General features: G+C 64.2%; 15 protein-coding genes. 11 read left to right on the top strand and 4 right to left on the bottom strand.

All coding sequences use genetic code 11. The annotated features are described in order from the left end of the window. Window positions 1-2 precede the first annotated feature (2 nt). The 7 genes from VFW69_RS08790 (at window position 3) to VFW69_RS08760 (ending at window position 6869) form a co-directional block, all read left to right on the top strand. Window positions 3-803, top strand: coding sequence for an IclR family transcriptional regulator (locus VFW69_RS08790; RefSeq protein ID WP_526500220.1), 801 nt, complete (start codon window positions 3-5; stop codon window positions 801-803). A 73-nt stretch (window positions 804-876) separates the two neighbouring features. Then, window positions 877-1980: an NAD(P)H-dependent amine dehydrogenase family protein gene (locus VFW69_RS08785; protein ID WP_526500218.1), complete on the top strand. Its 1104-nt coding sequence runs from the start codon at window positions 877-879 to the stop codon at window positions 1978-1980. A gap of 2 nt (window positions 1981-1982) precedes the next feature. Continuing rightward, on the top strand, window positions 1983-2867 hold the full coding sequence (locus VFW69_RS08780) for a TIGR03619 family F420-dependent LLM class oxidoreductase (protein ID WP_526500254.1): 885 nt from the start codon (window positions 1983-1985) through the stop codon (window positions 2865-2867). Between the two features lie 8 nt (window positions 2868-2875). Then, entirely contained in the window at window positions 2876-4018 is a 1143-nt protein-coding gene (locus VFW69_RS08775; RefSeq protein WP_526500216.1) for a sulfotransferase, read from the top strand. Beyond that, window positions 4008-5366 carry a hypothetical protein gene (locus VFW69_RS08770; protein WP_526500214.1) on the top strand — a complete coding sequence of 453 codons (1359 nt, stop codon included), beginning with the start codon at window positions 4008-4010 and terminating at the stop codon, window positions 5364-5366. Before VFW69_RS08775 ends, VFW69_RS08770 begins: the two co-directional genes overlap by 11 nt. 24 nt (window positions 5367-5390) lie before the next feature. Then, window positions 5391-6005, top strand: a complete 615-nt coding sequence (locus VFW69_RS08765) for a nuclear transport factor 2-like protein (RefSeq protein ID WP_526500212.1) — start codon at window positions 5391-5393, stop codon at window positions 6003-6005. 6 nt (window positions 6006-6011) lie between these two features. After that, entirely contained in the window at window positions 6012-6869 is an 858-nt protein-coding gene (locus tag VFW69_RS08760) for an SDR family NAD(P)-dependent oxidoreductase (protein ID WP_526500210.1), read from the top strand. An 86-nt stretch (window positions 6870-6955) separates the two neighbouring features. Here VFW69_RS08760 and VFW69_RS08755 read toward each other — a convergent pair whose 3' ends face one another. Further along, window positions 6956-8032, bottom strand: coding sequence for a TIGR03857 family LLM class F420-dependent oxidoreductase (locus tag VFW69_RS08755; RefSeq protein ID WP_526500208.1), 1077 nt, complete (start codon window positions 8030-8032; stop codon window positions 6956-6958). Between the two features lie 475 nt (window positions 8033-8507). On the opposite strand from VFW69_RS08755, the gene VFW69_RS08750 reads away from it, so the two are divergent. From VFW69_RS08750 to VFW69_RS08740, 3 genes are all read left to right on the top strand, one after another. Next, window positions 8508-9566 (top strand): phosphotransferase family protein, encoded by a 1059-nt coding sequence (locus VFW69_RS08750; RefSeq protein WP_526500206.1) that lies wholly within the window; start codon window positions 8508-8510, stop codon window positions 9564-9566. Window positions 9567-9706: 140 nt separating this feature from the next. Then, window positions 9707-10345 carry a TetR/AcrR family transcriptional regulator gene (locus VFW69_RS08745; protein WP_526500204.1) on the top strand — a complete coding sequence of 213 codons (639 nt, stop codon included), beginning with the start codon at window positions 9707-9709 and terminating at the stop codon, window positions 10343-10345. 362 nt (window positions 10346-10707) lie between these two features. Next, window positions 10708-10896 (top strand): hypothetical protein, encoded by a 189-nt coding sequence (locus tag VFW69_RS08740; protein ID WP_526500202.1) that lies wholly within the window; start codon window positions 10708-10710, stop codon window positions 10894-10896. Window positions 10897-10933: 37 nt separating this feature from the next. On the opposite strand, the gene VFW69_RS08735 is transcribed toward VFW69_RS08740, so the two are convergent. From VFW69_RS08735 to VFW69_RS08725, 3 genes are read right to left on the bottom strand one after another with little or no spacing between them, the layout of a single operon-like run. After that, the gene (locus VFW69_RS08735) at window positions 10934-12589 is read right to left on the bottom strand and encodes an AMP-binding protein (protein WP_526500200.1); all 1656 of its coding nucleotides are present in this window, start codon (window positions 12587-12589) and stop codon (window positions 10934-10936) included. Window positions 12590-12622: 33 nt separating this feature from the next. Continuing rightward, entirely contained in the window at window positions 12623-13492 is an 870-nt protein-coding gene (locus VFW69_RS08730; RefSeq protein WP_526500198.1) for an SMP-30/gluconolactonase/LRE family protein, read from the bottom strand. Beyond that, window positions 13492-15723, bottom strand: a complete 2232-nt coding sequence (locus VFW69_RS08725; protein WP_526500196.1) for an acyl-CoA dehydrogenase family protein — start codon at window positions 15721-15723, stop codon at window positions 13492-13494. Before VFW69_RS08725 ends, VFW69_RS08730 begins: the two co-directional genes overlap by 1 nt. Window positions 15724-15943: 220 nt before the next feature. On the opposite strand from VFW69_RS08725, the gene VFW69_RS08720 reads away from it, so the two are divergent. Further along, complete coding sequence (locus VFW69_RS08720; RefSeq protein WP_526500194.1) at window positions 15944-16585, top strand: TetR/AcrR family transcriptional regulator; 642 nt, start codon at window positions 15944-15946, stop codon at window positions 16583-16585. Window positions 16586-16590 lie beyond the last annotated feature (5 nt).

Genomic DNA, 16590 nt, shown 5'->3' with positions numbered 1-16590 from the left:
CGATGACAGTTCATTCCGGACTGGACGTCCGCGCCTTCGACGACTGCAAGACGCATCGGTCGGGAGTCGTCGAGCGGGTCACGTTGGTCATGGACGTGTTCGGCCCGCACCGCCAGTCCGCTTGGCTTGAGGAAGTCGCCGACCACACCGGACTGCCCCGCTCGACGGCCTTTCGCATTCTGCGTCAGCTCGTGGAACTGGGCTGGCTCGAACATGGCCCCGAGGGTTTCCGGCTCGGAAGGAGGCTCCAGGAGCTTCACGGGTGCACGGCGGACTACACCGACGTTCGTGCGGCGGCGTCGGCAGTGCTGACTGACCTCAATCTCAGGACGGGCGCGGTGTGTCACCTTGGCGTACTGGAGGGCAGCTTCGTGCACTACCTCGACAAGGTCGGGGGCGCTGCAACGTACAGCGTGCCGTCCCGCGTCGGTGCCCGATTGGGCGCCGAGGAGACGGTCACCGGTCGTGCGTTGCTCGCCCAACTGTCTCCCGAAGACGTCGACCGGCGGTACGCGGCCGATCACCGACGGACCACCGGCGCCGGAATGAGCATCGAGCACCTACATCGGCGGCTCGATCGAGTGCGGCGACGCCGAGGCGTCGCGTTCTCCAGCGCAGAGCGGTGCGGGATGGGAATCAGTTCCGTGGCCGCGCCGGTACTCGGGCCCCACGGCGTGGTCGCCGCGATCTCGTTGGCGGCACGACGGACGATGCAGTTGGAAGCGCTGGGCCCCGTCGTCTCTGCGGCTGCGCGGACAACGAGCGCCCGCCTGTTTCCCGACTGGCACGCCTCGGCACGGTGACTCACGACTCGCGAAAAACCATGTCGCCAGTGGACATTGGCATAAACATCACCTCGAGGATCAGGGAGATTCCATGAAAAGACCGGTACGGGTATTCCAAGTGGCCACCGGCAACGTCGGAACCGAGATGATCGGCCGCATCATGGAACACCCCGACCTCGAATTCGTTGGGCTGCACTGCTATACACCGGAGAAGATCGGCCGGGACGCAGGCGAAATAGTCGGGCTACCCGCAATCGGAGTTACGGCCACGGGTACGGTCGACGAAATCATCGCGGCCAGGCCAGATGTCGTCACCTTCCACGGAGTATTCCCCGACTTCGACCTGTACGAACGCGTCCTGAGCGCGGGCATCAACATTGTCACCACGGCGGACTGGATCACCGGTCACCATCGCGAACAGAACCATCCGCATCCGTCGGGCAAGTCCCCGCGGATCGTGCTCGAAGAGGCGTGCCAACGCGGCGGGTCGACGTTCTACGGCACCGGCATGAACCCCGGGCTGTGCCACATCCTGGGCGTCATCCACAGCTGCGATGTCGCAAAGATCAAATACGTCAGCGTCACCGAATCGACGCCAGCGGATTGCCATCACTCCGTAGAGTCTTGGGACAACTGCGGATTCCGTCGCCCGGTCGACGATCCCGAGGTGCCGCGGTTACTCGAAATCGGCAGTCGGGTCTACGCCGACGGCGTCTACCTGCTGGCGGACTGCTTCGGTGTGGAACTCGACGGACCGCCCGAATTCGAATACGAGCTCGGAGCATGTACCGAGGACATCGACCTGGGTTGGTACTTCCTGCCCAAGGGTTCGCTGGGCGCGTGCCGGCTGCGCTACGTCGGCAAGGTCGACGGGACCCCGCGCATCGAAGCGGTGATCGAACTCGCCATGAGCCCGAAGACAAACCCTCAGGTGAACGTCAAAGGCTGCTACATCACCAAGATCGACGCCGATCCGGTGATCTACAGCAAGCACCTGATCCTGCCACGGCCAGGTACCGACTTTTCGACACCCGAGGCGCTCGCGTCTGTGGGTATGACGGTCACCGGCATGCCGGCGCTGAATTCTCTCCGTGCCGTCGTGGAAGCACGCCCCGGTTGTATCACAAGCGCCGACCTACCGTTGCGGGCCTTCGCGGGCAGCTTTGAGATGACTCGTCACGTGGACGTGTCGTGACCATGCGCTTCACGTTCACGGATGTAATGACGCGTTCGGAGTGCCTGCCGCGCTTGGCCGTTGCCGCTGAGGCCGCAGGTTACGACGGATTCACGATCCCCGACTCGATCGGCTACCCGGAGCATTCGGATGCCGTCTACCCCTACACGGCAGATGGTGATCGCAGCTTCCTCGAGGGCAAAGAATTCATCGAGCCCTTCGTGCTCGCTGCCTTCCTGGGCGCGATCACCCAGCGCATCCGCTTCAACACCTTCGTGGTGAAATTTCCGCTCCGCGCGCCGGTATGGGTTGCCAAGCAAGCATTCTCGGTCGCGAAGATCACGGGCAACCGCCTGGGCCTCGGCATCGGCATCGGGACCAGCCCGTATCCCGACGATTATTTGATGGCCGGCGTCGACCCGGCCTGCAAGGGCGCCCGCATGGATGAGGCCATCGAAGTCTTCCGGGGCTTGGAGTCCGGCGAGTTCTTCGAATTCCACGGACGTTTCTACGACGTCCCCTCGCTGAAGATGTGTCCGGTGCCGGCACAGCCGGTTCCGCTGCTCATCGGCGGCCACTCGGAGGCCGCGCTGCAGCGGGCGGCGACGAAGGGCGATGGGTGGATGCACGCGGGCGGGCCCAATGACGGGCTCGAGTCGATGCTGCAGAAGCTGCACGCGCTGCGCGCCGAAGCGGGAAATGCGCACGAGCCCTTCGAGATTCACGCCGTCAGCCAGGACGCGCGCACCGTTGACGGGTGCAAGCGGCTGGAGGACATGGGCGTGACCGACGTGGTGATCGGCTTCCGTAACCCCTACGTCAAGGGGGACGACGCGCAGCCGCTCACCGACAAGGTGGCCAGGCTGGAGCGGTTCGCCGAGGACGTCATCAGCAAGGTCAATCCCTAAGGCAAGCAATGAGAAACCTCTTTTACTTCGACTGGCGCACGTGGTGGATGATGGTCCGCTTGGTCCGCCGCGAGCAGGATCCCGCGCGGCGCCGCCGCCAGTACCGCACATTGTGTGTCGTCGTCCCGGCGCTGGCCGCGCTGCACACGGTGACGTTCGCGCTCGATCCCATCTTCTTTCCGGCCCTGCGACGCACCGAGGTGCGCGGTCCGGTTTTCGTGGTAGGCCACGCGCGCAGTGGTACCACGTACCTGCACCGCATGATGGCAAACGATCCCCGCTTTTCCTACGTGCTGTTGTGGGAGATGTTCTTCCCCTCGCTGATCGAGAAGAAGGTGCTGCGGGCGGTGCTGCGGTGGGACCAACGCCTGGGTGGAGGGCTGCGCAAGCGTATCGACGCTCTCGACGATCGGTTGTTCAGCAAGAGCCAAAGCGTGCACGAGTCAGGGCTTTTCGCGCCGGAGGAGGACGAGTTCCTGCTGACGATGTCGTGCGCGTCGGGCTTCTGGGTGGTGCAGTACCCATACGTTGAGGAGCTGGACTTCTACTACGTCGACGACCGGTGGCCGGCTGCCAAGCGGCGCCGGGTCATGCAGTTCTACAAAGAGTGCGTGCGCCGCCAGTTGGTTCTCAACGGTCGGGGTTTGACGCACCTCTCCAAAGCCCCGATCCACTGCGGCCGAGTCGAAAGCCTCATCGAGACCTTCCCCGATGCCCGGTTCGTCGTTCCGGTACGCAACCCACATGAGACGATTCCGAGCTTCCTCAAGCTCTTACAGTTCGCCTGGTCGGCCCGCAAGCGGACCGAGCAGGACATGCGGAAGTCGTTCCGGTCCATCGTGGATTCGTCCTACCACTACTACCAACACCCACTCGATGTCTTGGACGCCCACCCGGAGGTCCCGAGCGTGATCGTGGATTACCGGGACCTTGTGAGGAACCCGGCTAAGACGATGCTCCGGGTATACGACGAGATCGAGATCGACATGGTGTCGGAGCAGGAGAAGGCGCTGGCCGAGGAGAAGGGCCGCGAGTATCGGTCCGGACACACCTACAGCCTCGAGGAGTTCGGGCTGCAATCCGACGAGATTCGTACACGGCTGGCGCCGCTGTTCGAACGCTTCGGATGGGAGTCGGGTCGTGCCTGCTGAGCACGTCGACCTGTTGCGGGCCGCCTGGGAAGAGATGATGGATCGGCTAGGGTCGGCGCGAGAAGCGTTGGAGGCGACCGAGTTACACGCGCCGCCGGAGGCCGGGCCGCGCGATCTTGCGGAGGGCTACCGCTACCTGCTGGGCTTCGTGCATTCGGCCGTCGAGCGGGCTTTCTTCGGGGATCCCGCCTTCCCGTACTTCCGCCGCAGCATCGGCGTGCTCGACAAGGCAACCATCGACAACGCCGACGCGATGTACCTCTCGACGCCGATCGACGGCCGGTACTCCTACCGGATCACCGGCCACGTGCGGGACTCGCGACACTGGCGCGGCCAGCCGCCCGCGCCGTCGGGTCCCATTGCGCCCCAGTACGTCATCATCGAGGCCCACACGGGCTACGCCGGTGACAGCGGCGACCTCGCCGAACTGCAGCCTGGAGCGCGCGGCAACACCGGCAAACTCGACTCCTCGGAGCTGGCCGTGGATGACGACGGTCGCTTCGAGATCCTGCTGGCGTCCGAGCGGCCGGCGGATCACACCGGCAATTTCATTGCTACCCAACGGACCTCGCGGCGGAGCGATACGACGTTTTACGCCGAGCACGTGACCGTGCGGTTCTTGTTTCACGACTGGGAGCGGGAAGAGTCTCCCGAGTTGCTGATTCGCCGGTCGGACAAGGTCGGCGAGCACCCGCCCGCGCTGGACCCGCCAACCGCCGCGGCGGCGCTGCGCCGCATTGGCGAGATTGTGGATAACCAGACTCGCTACTGGAACAAGTTCTACGACGTGGTCTTGGAGGCGCACGGGGACCGCAACGGCGACGGCGTTAGCTTCATGCCGCGCAACGACTTCAACAGCCCGGCCGGTGCGTCGCTCGCGACCGGTGGCGGACAGAGCACCAACGTCTACGCCGGAGGCGTCTACGATTTGGCCGAGGACGAAGCCCTGCTCATCGACACGGAGGTGTTCGAGCTGCCGGCGTACATGGGGTTTCACCTGTCCAACGTATGGGGCGAGTCGCACGACTTCGCCAACCACGTCAGCAGCCTGAACGGCACTCAGGCCGCGCGTGACGACGATGGCCACTACCGCTACGTCGTCGCCCACCGCGACCCGGGTGTCTCAAACTGGTTGGACACCACCGGACTTCACGAGGGATTCATGGCCATGCGCTGGACCTACCCTCAGCCGACGGATCGGCTTCCCACGGTGACCGTGCGCAAGGTTTCTTTCAGCGAGCTCGGGGATCACCTACCTGAGTCCACGCGTCGCGTGTTGCCGGAGGAGAGGCGCGAACAGGTTCGCATCCGCCAGGATCACGTGCAACGCCGCTACCGGCAGTACTGATTTCACCCCACGGAAGGAAACAACATGAGCGACACCCTCACCCGCGCCGAGATCAAGGAGTTCTGGGCCGAATGGCTCGAGGTGAACCGCGAAGCGGAACGGTCCGGCGACTGGGGGAGCCTGGCGGACTGCTACCTCGAGGACGCCACCTACGGCTGGATGTTCACCCCCGACGAGCACTTCATGGCGATGGGGCGCGACGAGATCCGCCGCTGGGCAATGGGCACGGAGATGGAGGGGCTCGACGGCTGGCACTACGACTACATGGCCACCGTCCTCGACGAGGAGAGCGCCATGATCATCGGTTTCTGGAAGCAACGCTCGGGTCTGCTCGACGCCGACGGCCAGGAGTACGAGATCCGTGGCCTCGGTGGCAGCTGGTTTGGCGTGGCCCGGGACGAGGCTGATGGCAAGATCCGCTTCGCGTGGCAGCGCGACTGGTTCGACCTCGGGTCGACCGCGCACACCTTCATCGAGATCGCGAAGTCCGGAAAAGCGCCGAAGGCGTTTCTGGACCGGATCGGCCTCAACGGCATGGACATGCCGGGTCACTACCGTTACGCCGATCTGCCCTCGACCCTGTGGCCACCGCAAGTCGAGGCGGGCCAGTACGTCACCCAGAATCCGCTTGGACAGTAGGACAACATGACGTCACGAGTGCAGGATGCGGCCCGGCCGCTCGAGGGCCGAGTCGCCCTGGTGACGGGTGCCAGCCGGGGGATCGGGGCGGCCATCGCGCAGCGGTTCGCCTGCGAGGGTGCCGTCGTCGCCGTGGCTGCCCGGAGTTTGGATCAGCCTGCGCAGGGAATGATCCCGGGGACTCTGCGGGGGACCGTGGCCGACATCGAGGCGGCTGGGGGCCGCGCGTTGCCCTATCAGGTCGATCTCACCTCGCTCGAGTCCCGGGCCGATCTGGTCGAGCGCGTGGTCGCCGACCTCGGGCCGGTTGACGTACTGGTCAACAACGCCGCCAGCTCGATCTTCGCTCCGTTCACCGAGATCTCGGAGAAACGCTTGCGCCTCATCACCACGATCAATTACCTCGCCCCTTTCGACCTGTGTCAACGTGTGATCCCCGCGATGAGAGAACGCGGCGGCGGTTGGGTGCTCAACATCACCTCGCTATCGGGCGACATACCGACGACGCCCCCACCGGACCCGATTTACCACTTACAGGGGACTGCGTACGGTTCGTCGAAGGCTGCCCTCAACCGGCTGACCGAAGGGCTCGCGTCCGAGTTTTACGCCGACTTTATTGTTGCCAATGCCCTTGCGCCGGTTAAGGCTGTGTTGACCGAGGGCGTGAAGGCGACCCTCACCGAGGATGCCATCGCTGGCGGAGACATCCTCGAACCAGTCGAGGCCATGGCCGAAGCCGCCTTGGCGCTCTGCACGAGCCGCCGCGACGGTCTCAACGGCGGGGTGCACAAGTCACTGACTCTGCTCGAGCAGCTGGGTCGTCCCGTTCGCACGCTGGACGGTAGGACGTTGCTGGAGGTCTGAGCCCCCGAGCTAGGCAATCCGAGGCAGTCATCACCCACTCGGTTGACAAAGCCGTTCTCGCTGTGCCGCGCTCGACCGCACATCGCCTAGGAGGCAGCATTTCTGATCGGTTGCCTGCACTCGGGGTGGGCACGGCTGTATTCGGTGATGATTGGTTCTAGTTCGTCGGGGGTGGCGCCGTGCAGGATGACGCGGTCGGCGCCGCAGGAACGTTCCTCACGGATACGGTCGACGCATTGGCTGGGTGTGCCTGTTGCAGCGGCCGCCAGCCATTCGTCGGGTAGCAGAGTGGCGATGTGTTCGAGCTGTTCGCTACTCGCTTTGCCATCGATGGCCCCGGAGATTGAGGTGACCACCGGATCGCCGCGAAAGCGTTTCAGCACAGCAGGATCCCAATCATTGGTGCGAACCATCAAGTCGCCGTATCCCTGAAGATAGCCGGCGAGCCGTCCGACCGTCTTGCGCACGCGTAGCGCTTCAGGCAGGTGGTCGCCGACGGTGGCCAAACAAGACCAGACCCGAACGGCATCGGGGTCGCGCCCCGCCTGTTCAGCCGCGCGTTTGACCGCTGTGACGCAACGCTGCAACGTCTCAGGAGGGAAAAAGGTGTGCAGGATGACATCGTCGAAGACGCGTCCACCCAGAGCAAGCGTCTTCGGTCCGAACGCGACCAGCCCGAGCCGGATGTCTTCGTTGAAATCGGCGTCGAGGAACAGCAGGGGATAGCGACCGATAGGCCCGTCATGGTCGACGATGGTCTCGCCGTGCCAGAGCCTTCGCATCACGTGCGCCCAGTCCTCCATGTGGGCGGTGGTGACGTCACCGATGTTGAATGCCGAGTACATCGCCGATATCCCACGGCCGATGCCGAGGGTGAACCGGCCACCGGAGAGGCGGTGCATCGTGGTGGCCCAGGAGGCGGTGATCAGCGGGTGGCGAGTATTGCAATTGGTCGCGGCGGTGGCGATGTTCATGCTCGTCGTCACCGCACAGGCGGCACCGACCAGCGATGATGCCTCCTTGACGTTCCAGCGTTCAGATATGAACGCGGTGCCTAGGCCCAGTTCCTCACCGCGTCGCGCCTGCTCGACCAACGCTGCGGGTCCCTCGCCCGCGGCTCCGCCCAGCAGGTAGAACCCGAGTTCCTCGTGACTGCGTGTCATTCCCAGACCCCTTGCGCGTGCCCGCATCTGTGTACCTCGACGATGCGCCCATCGACGACACGGAAGACCTCGATGACGCTGGGACTGCGTCATGGCAGCCAGTCGCCGTCACTACTCCTTCCACAATCCGACGATGTGGGACGGTGCGCTCTCGTCGGGGAGGCGCCGAGCTTAAGATAACGATGCTTCCCACTATAAGATATCATCGATTCCTTACGTCATGCTAGCCCCACGATGGTGGGAGAAAGGCGGCTAAGCCGTTGCCCAAGCCATTGCTGAGCCGTGACGCAATCTACGATGAGGCGCCGCGGGTGCTCGCGGCTGATCCCGGGAAAGACGCAAGTGCATTCACAGGCATCTGCAAGGCCTCGCAGCCAGATAGACGAGCGATAGTCAGCACGCGACGTCGACACGCACAGAACAGAAGCCGATCATGACCTCACCGACACGACCGACCCGCAGTGACGTCACGTCCATGCCACTTCCCGCCACGCCTGCGCAGATCACCGCCGCCTGGCTGGAATCGGTGATGGAAGTTGGTATTTCCTCGGTGAGTGTCGAAGCGATCGGTACGGGGCAAACCGCGGCCACCTACCGAATCACGCCCACTTACTCACACCCGTCGCAGGCTCCACGGTCGCTCATTGCGAAGCTGCCGTCCCAAGATCAGGAGGTGCGCGATCGCGTTGCGTTGGGATACCGTGCCGAGCACGCGTTCTACACCCGAGTCGCCAATACAGTCGATGTACCGTTGCCGCAGGTGTATCACTGCGACATCGCCAGTGAAGGAGCAGAATTCGTTCTGCTGTTGTCCGACCTGGGTCCCGCGGTGCAGGGCGATCAAATCCGCGGCTGCAGCGAGGCGGAAGCGTGTCTGGCGGTTGAGGCGCTAGCCGGCCTTCACGGACCCCGATGGTGTGATCCCGCGTGGTTATCGTTCGATGCGGTCACCATGCCGAAGGCGGATGCCGACATCGCCCATGGGATGGGCGAACTCGCCCGTACCGCCCTTGACATAACGCTGTCCGGTCTTGGCGACCGCATCAGTGCGCAAAATCGGTCAACTCTGACCGAATCGGCAGACCTTGTGCAGCGATGGCTGCAAATAAACCCCCATCGATACTGTCTGCTGCACGGCGACTACCGGCTCGACAATCTACTGTTCGACCCCACGAGAACCTCGGTCACCGTCGTCGACTGGCAGACAATCGCTGTCGGACTGCCGGCACGAGATCTCGCATACTTCGTGGGCACCAGCCTGGATTGCGCTGTGCGACAGGCGGCAGAACCCGACCTGATCGAGGCTTATCATCGGCGTCTACTTAGCCATGGGGTCACCGACGGCTATTCGGCCGCGGAGTGCTGGGATGACTACCGCGTCGGCATGCTGCAAGTACCGCTGTTGACGACCTTCGGCTACGCCTTTACCGCGGCCACAGACCGCGGTGACGAGATGGTCCTGACGATGCTTACCCGCGGATGCGACGCCATCCGCCACCTCGGAACGACAGAACTGATCCGGAAGCTCACGTGAGTAGGGCGTTATGCCAGCGTGCGCACCAACGTCCACCACACACTGTCGACGAGGACATGGGCACCGCACGCTTCACGATGTTCGGATAGTTGTCTCGTCGGCGCCTGTGGGGTGACCGTGACGGCTTGTACGATGCGGCAATGGCAAAGCCGTTGATCCCGGCCGACGACATACTGGACCATGCTCTGAGACTTTTGGACGCCGAGGGTGTCGAAGCTCTCAACATCCGTCGACTCTCTGCAGACCTCAAGATCTCACCCCGGACGCTTTACCGGCAGGTGGGCAATCAGGAAGCAATGATCAGAGCCCTGGTTGCCCGGCACTTCACGCAGCTCAAATTGGAGTTCAAGGAGTATGGGACGTGGGAATCGACCGCACTGCACTGGTGTATTGCGCTGAATGACACCCTGTGCGCCCACCCGTACATCACCGAGTTGATGACTATCGATGACCGGGCCGCTGTGACGGACTATGTGCAGTCATTGCTGAAAGTAACACTACTAGAGGGGATTTCGCGCGGGCTGGCCGTGGAGTGCTGTCGCGGTCTAACCAACTTGACCATCCACCATTCGATCGCTGAGGTGAGAGCACGCCGCGAGGCCGAACACTCGCCTGAGACGGTGTCCGAGATCGCCAAGATCAATCGGAATTTCAAGCGGCTTGTCCAGTGGGTCATCGCCGCGGTCCGCGCCGAGGCGGCGTCGATGTCGAAGCGACCGCCTCCCGTGCGGCGGTCAACGCCAGCGGCCGCGGGTAGGCGCTCTGCGAAAGCGACTTAGTGGCCGACCGTAGGGACGCCACGAGATGGTTGTCGGGTTCCGGGGCGGGACGTGTCGTACCACGGCGCGGTGGTGTAGAAATCTTCGGTGGCAGCTATGGCGGCGCCAGGGACCGCCGTCGCGGCAAGGGCATGTGCTTTGAAAGCGCGGGCCGCGCCGCTAAGTCGATGTTGGCGCCTGGCGAGTTGACCGTGGAGGTCGCCGGGGATTGATGGACCCGGGCCCCAGAGGGTGACCTCGATGGCAGGTTGGTCTAGGGCTTGAAGAACCACCGCGCGAATGTGGTCGTTGTTCTCGAAGATACCGGGTGCGACGGCTATGGAAGTGGTTGCGCCGCCGTCGTTTATGGATGCGAATCGCTGATGGGTGAGGAGCGTGGTGACTCCGAGAATGTGCAGTGGGCGCAGATCGTGCGGTTCGGCGAGGGCTACGCTGACGTCCCAACCGGCGAGGGTCCGGTCACACATCCAGCCTCCGGCCAAGTCGACCAGCTCGCCGACGTCATGAGCTACGACGCAGAGTTGGTAGCGGGTGGAGCTGACCACGGATAGCAGCTGTGGGCCTTGATTTCCCATTGATCCTGTGGCCTTACGTGCGCGCCGCGGCGATGGCGGCCGCCCATCGGTAGTCGGCTTTTCCGGCGGGGGAGCGGATGATCATTGGCGCGCGGATGAACGACTTGGGGATCTTGTAGTCAGCGATGCTGCCTCGGCAGGTATCGATGAGTTCCTGGTCGGTGATGGATGTTTCGGCATTGACAGCGATGATGGCGACAGCTTCGTTGCCCCAACGGGGCGAGGGCCGGCCAACCACGACGACGTCGGTGACCGCCGGGTGGGCGGCAATGGCGCGCTCGACCTCTTCGACGTATATCTTCTCGCCTCCAGAATTGATGGTCAGGGAGTCACGACCGAGAAGTTCGATGCGCCCGTCGAGTCGAATCCGCGCACGGTCGCCGGGCACCGACCACCGGATTCCGTCGACGGTAGGAAAGGTCTGTGCGGTCTTGTCGGGATCGCCGAGGTAGCCGAGCGGAATGAGGTCGCGCCGAGCCAGCCAACCGTCTCCTTCGCCGGGTGCGAGAATCCTGTCGCGCTCCGGAGACAGCACGGCGGTGTCGTGGTGAGGATTGAACGTCGCCGCGTCAGGCTCGGAACCGTTGTCGACGAGCGCATTGAGTTGCATGCCCGACTCTGATGCACCGACGCCGTCGATGATCGAGGTCTGCGGCAGGGCGGCCATGATGCGTTGGCGCATCGACGGTGACAGCGGTGCACCGCCGTTGGATATCACGGCCAAGGCGGTCAAGTCGTACCGGCGCTGTTCGAGGGCCTCGACTAAGGGCCGCGCGATGGCGTCGCCCACTACGGGAACGCTGAGCACCTTCTCCCGTTCGGCCAGCTGCAACACCTCGTGGGCGTTGAGATGGTGTACGTCGTCGGGGATCACGATGCGACCGCCCATGGTGATGGCATTGAAGGCGCCCCATTGCGCGGCGCCGTGGATGAACGGCGGCACCATCAGCAGCGACACCGCGCCGGCCGCTTGGCGGGCGCGGTCGGCGAGTTCGGCGTAGGAGGCAAGGGGGCTGTCGCTGCCGAAGGGGCGCCCGCCCAGCGCGGCCAGAAAGATGTCGTGCTGTCGCCACAGCACTCCTTTGGGCATGCCCGTGGTGCCGCCGGTGTAGAGAATGTACAAGTCATCACCGGACGGCTCGACCCCCCTCGCCATGGGTTGCGTTGCAGCGATGATGGTTTCGTAGTCGACGGCGCCGGGCAGCAGGTCGTGGCCTGAGTCGTCGGCGACCTGGACTAGCACCTGCAGGTGGGGCAAGTGTGCCCGGATGGCAGCGATGCGCGGTGCGAACTCTGCATGATAGACCACGGCGCGTGCGTTGGCGTCGGCCAGCAGGAAGGTGAGTTCGTCCTCGACGTAGCGGAAGCTGACGTTGAAGGGCGCCACGCGTGCGCGATAGCTGGCGATCATCGCCTCAAGGTATTCGGTGCCGTTGCGCAGATAGATTCCCAGGTGGTCCTGCCCGGATTCGTGCCGTGCCAAATGCTTTCGTTCAGTATGACAACCGAGTCCCGTCGAGCGGAGGTGTGCGGCGAGGGCATCGACGCGGCGATCAACCTCGCTATATGTCATGCGGCGTTCCCGCCACACCAGCATGTCTTGATCGGGGACAGCGCCGGCCACGGTTGAGAAGACCGAGGACAAGTCGAAGAGAGTGGGGCCGTTCATGGTATTTCCTGGCTTTGGTTGGGAGCAGGGGCTTTACGGGCGTCCGACGCCTGGAATCTCGACTCGAAGCCGCAGGATCCGCCCGGTCGGCTGCTCAGGGGCGTCGGACTTGTGCCAGGCGTCGGTGGCACAGATGTAGAGGCTGCGGCGGTCGTGGTCACCGAGTGCACAGGCCAGCACGAACTGGTCGAGATGGTGTTCGTCGGTGATGACGCCGTCGCGCACCCGAAACACGCGTTTGTTGATCGAGTCAGCCACCCAACGGCCGCCTAGTTCGTCGAGGCATATGCCGTCGGGCGCGCAGAACGGGACAGCGGCGGTGGCGGGCAGCGGTTCGGTGGTGCGATCGAACAGCACACCGTTGCGATGGGTGTAGCTGCTCAGCCGGCCGGCACCGGATTCGGCGACCACGATGGTGCGTTCGGCGTCGTCGACACTGATGCCGTTGGGCACCATCAGGTCGCCGGCGGCTGTGCGCACGGCGCCGTTCGGGTCGACGCGGATCACCACGGTGGGTCGGGGCTCGGGCTGCGGCGCGTCGAGGTCGAAGCCGAGCTGGGTGACAAAAGCTGTGCCGTCCGACGTCACGATCATGTCGTTGATTTGATGGGGTGCAAGCGGTTTCAGGTCAGCGTGTACGGTGGTGCGTCCGTCGGAGATGCGGTAGATGATACGTTTGGCCATGGCGGCGACCAGGAGGTCCCCGTTGGGCAGCCAGCCAAGCCCTGCTGGTTCCTCTCCGGCGGGGAACTGGTGGAACAGCGAGACCGCGCCGTCGTCGATGCGGTGCACGGCATCGCCGCGGATGTCGGAGAACCACAGGTGCTCGTTGTGCCAGCGGGGACATTCGGGCATGTGCAGTCCGCCGGCCACGACGTCGATGGTGGGGTTGTGTTCGTTCATCAGCGTCGAGGCAGGCCAAGGACGAAGGTGGCGATCGTATTCAACTGAATTTCCAGTGTGCCTCCACCGATCACCCAGGTGGGGATGTCGAGCTCGTGAAAGACGGACTCACAACAGGTTTCGCTGAGGGCGCCGAGCGGACCGATCAGATTCAACGCGGCGTAGGCGGCATCGACGTGCAGCATCGAGGCGGCGGCCTTGCCGACGCTGGTGGCTGGTCCTGGCTCCTGACCCTGTAGCCGGCGCAACGTTTCGCGCAGGTTCATCGCGGCGATCGCCGCCCCGCGGGCGCTGATGCGGCCCAGTGTGCGTAGCGCGTCGTCGCGTGTTCCGGCGTATTGGCGTTCGGTGATGATGCGGCGGATCCGTTGTGCGTTGCCGGTGTCGCGGTAGGTGCCGATGAACAGGCGCTCCTGCGCGAGGGTGTCGATTGTGATTGCCCAGCCTTCGCCCGGTTGTCCGAGCAGCATCGCGTCGGGCACGAACGCGTCGTTGAAGAAGACTTCGTTGAACTCTGCCTCGCCGTTGGCTTGTTTGATGGGCCGCACGTCCAGCCTAGGATTGGTCATGTCGATCAGGAACATGCTCAGGCCGCGGTGCTTGGAATCCTCGGTTCCGGTGCGCGCCAAGCACAATCCCCAGTCGGCGAGGTGGGCTTGGGTGGTCCAGATCTTCTGACCGCTCAACTGCCATCCGCCGTCGGTTTTGGTCGCGCGTAACGTCAGAGATGCCACGTCAGAGCCGGCGTCGGGTTCACTGAAGAGCTGGCACCAGATCAGCTCTCCGCGCAGCGAAGGCGCGACCAGCGCCCCGATCTGTTCGGGAGTGCCGTGCTTGAGCACTACCGGCAAGACCCATTGGCCGATGGCCATCGACGCCTGCTCGAGGCCGCGGTGGTCGAATTCCTCCTGCACGATCAGCTGCTGCAGTGGGTTGGCGTCAAGCCCCCACGGGCGCGGCCAGGACGGGGCGACCAGTCCGTGTTCGGCGAGCAGAGTGCGGCGTGGGCCGGTGGCCACCGCATCATTGTTTCCCATCGGCGACGGGCGCGGGTTGGACAGTGCCGCAGCCTGATCAAGGATCCCTGCCACCCACTGACGAAAATCTTCTTCAGTGTCGGGCAAGGTCGGGGTGAAGTCCCGCGGCCCATCGACGGCGACCTCTCCGAGTCGCGCCTCCCATGACTCCACCGGGCCCGCCAGCCCGGCCAGCATGATGGCCCGACGCCAGTACAGGTGCACGTCGTGTTCCCAGGTGAACCCGATCGCCCCGTGTAACGCAAGGCATTCCACCGCCGCGTGGACGGCCCGACCCAAGGCCATGATGGCTGCACCTGCTACCGCGTGGCTTCGCTGCATCGTGGTGTCGGCAAGACCTCGCACGCCGTCCCACGCCGCGGCGGTGGCCAGCTCGCTCGTGATGCGCAGCTGCGCTGCCCGGTGCTGGACCGCTTGGAACGCGCCGATCGGTCTGCCGAATTGGGTGCGCGACTTGACGAATTCGGTCGCAGCGTCCGAGCACCACGCAATGATCCCGGCGGCCTCCACAGCCATCATCGCCACGATGAGGTCGGCGGCTTGGCCGGCGTCGATTCCGCTCAGGCGTACCGCCTCGGTGACATCGACGTCACAGAACCGAACCACCCCTAGGTCGCGTCCCAGATCCACACCATCGGCAATGTCGATGCCCATACCGGCGCTTCGGCGATCGATGACGAGCCACAGCGGTGCGGCACCAGAGTCACCGGCCTGGGCGGCCACGACGTACAGCTCGGCAGATGCTGCTCCCAGCGTCGCGGCGCTTTCACCGTCAAGCCGCATCCTGCCGTCATGTTCTCTGATGGACAGCGGCGATTGAGCCCCAAGGACCGTGGCGGTAGTTCCGGCGGCGAAACGCTTGAGAATACCGGTGGCGGCATCGTCCACCTCTGCGGTCGACACGACCGCGCTGGCACAGACCGTCGGCAACAGTGGGCCCGGAAGCAGGGCGCGACCGGCTTCACCGATGACCACCGCGATGTCCTCGATCGAGCCGCCCTGACCGCCCACCTCCTCGGGAAGGTGCGCGGCGTGCAACCCGAGGCTGATCAACTCCAGCCAATGGTCCGGAAACTCGCCCGCCTTGTGATTGGCCGTTTCCTTACGGGTGGACCCACGTGCGCCCTGGCGCTCGGCGAAGCCCGCGACGGTCTGCGCCAGCGCGCCCTGGTCATCGTTGAGTGCGACAGGCATTGGACCTCTTGGGTGCTGTGGGGAACCGATTCGACCCATCGATCGGCCGCCAACGAGCGGTGGTAATCATTGAGCCCTCCTCGATCACCCGAGTCAACATGTGGGGACCGGCGCCGCAATCCTTGTTGTTATGCAGCGTCAGTCGCTATAGCCGCGGATCGCCCGCATATGTATCATAATAATCTTAATGGAAACTACAAGTCCCACCTACGATGAGCCGATGCCGACACCGCAAAGCAGGCTCAAAGCTGGCCGACGCCCCAACCGGCGCGGTGAGGCGTCACGCAGGCATGTGCTCGATGTCGCGCTGCGCCTCCTGGCCAGCGGGGGGCCCGGGGCGGTCAGCGTCAAATTGATCGCGAAAGAAGCGCACGTCACATGGGGTACTGTCCAGTACCAGTTCGGTGACGCCGACGGATTCTGGGCCGCCACGATCCTGCACATTCTCGATACCGCGGGCCCGCGAGTGTGGAGCCGCCCATCGGCCGGGTCGGTCGAGACGCGTGTTGCCGAAGTCATAGACCTGCTATGGAAAGCCTTCGACTCGCCGTACAACGCCGTGGTGACCAATCTGCGCGCCGCGCTGGCCAAAGACCGCATCGAGCTTGAACGGAACTATCCCCGCACCGCCCGAGCGCTCGATTCACTGGAAGATAACTGGCTCAAGCAGTTTCGGGAATTCTTCGATGGAATCGCCGTCGACCCGCGCCACGCGCGCCAAGTCAGTGCGTTACTGCCGGCAGCGCTTCGGGGCCTATACGCCGAACGCACATTCGGGTCGCACCTCAACATCGACGACGCCCTCGAAGGCCTCCGCGAGGCAATCACTCTCTACATGACGCCGAGCGCACACAAGAAGTAGGCACC

It is taken from the genome of Mycobacterium sp. (assembly GCF_036273375.1).
Classification (GTDB): Bacteria; Actinomycetota; Actinomycetes; order Mycobacteriales; family Mycobacteriaceae; genus Mycobacterium.
Note: the sequence above shows the minus strand (reverse complement) of the source record. Positions and strands in the feature narration are given on the sequence as shown.

Bases quoted from the DNA above. Each gene is read 5' to 3' on its own strand.
- VFW69_RS08740 (WP_526500202.1), top strand. From the start codon at position 10,708: ATGGGTGAGGAGCGTGGTGACTCCGAGAATGTGCAGTGGGCGCAGATC.
- VFW69_RS08755 (WP_526500208.1), bottom strand. From the start codon at position 8,032: ATGACACGCAGTCACGAGGAACTCGGGTTCTACCTGCTGGGCGGAGCC.
- VFW69_RS08750 (WP_526500206.1), top strand. From the start codon at position 8,508: ATGCCACTTCCCGCCACGCCTGCGCAGATCACCGCCGCCTGGCTGGAA.
- VFW69_RS08790 (WP_526500220.1), top strand. From the start codon at position 3: ATGACAGTTCATTCCGGACTGGACGTCCGCGCCTTCGACGACTGCAAG.
- VFW69_RS08765 (WP_526500212.1), top strand. From the start codon at position 5,391: ATGAGCGACACCCTCACCCGCGCCGAGATCAAGGAGTTCTGGGCCGAA.
- VFW69_RS08775 (WP_526500216.1), top strand. From the start codon at position 2,876: ATGAGAAACCTCTTTTACTTCGACTGGCGCACGTGGTGGATGATGGTC.
- VFW69_RS08785 (WP_526500218.1), top strand. From the start codon at position 877: ATGAAAAGACCGGTACGGGTATTCCAAGTGGCCACCGGCAACGTCGGA.
- VFW69_RS08720 (WP_526500194.1), top strand. From the start codon at position 15,944: ATGCCGACACCGCAAAGCAGGCTCAAAGCTGGCCGACGCCCCAACCGG.
- VFW69_RS08730 (WP_526500198.1), bottom strand. From the start codon at position 13,492: ATGAACGAACACAACCCCACCATCGACGTCGTGGCCGGCGGACTGCAC.
- VFW69_RS08780 (WP_526500254.1), top strand. From the start codon at position 1,983: ATGCGCTTCACGTTCACGGATGTAATGACGCGTTCGGAGTGCCTGCCG.
- VFW69_RS08760 (WP_526500210.1), top strand. From the start codon at position 6,012: ATGACGTCACGAGTGCAGGATGCGGCCCGGCCGCTCGAGGGCCGAGTC.
- VFW69_RS08725 (WP_526500196.1), bottom strand. From the start codon at position 15,723: ATGCCTGTCGCACTCAACGATGACCAGGGCGCGCTGGCGCAGACCGTC.
- VFW69_RS08745 (WP_526500204.1), top strand. From the start codon at position 9,707: ATGGCAAAGCCGTTGATCCCGGCCGACGACATACTGGACCATGCTCTG.
- VFW69_RS08735 (WP_526500200.1), bottom strand. From the start codon at position 12,589: ATGAACGGCCCCACTCTCTTCGACTTGTCCTCGGTCTTCTCAACCGTG.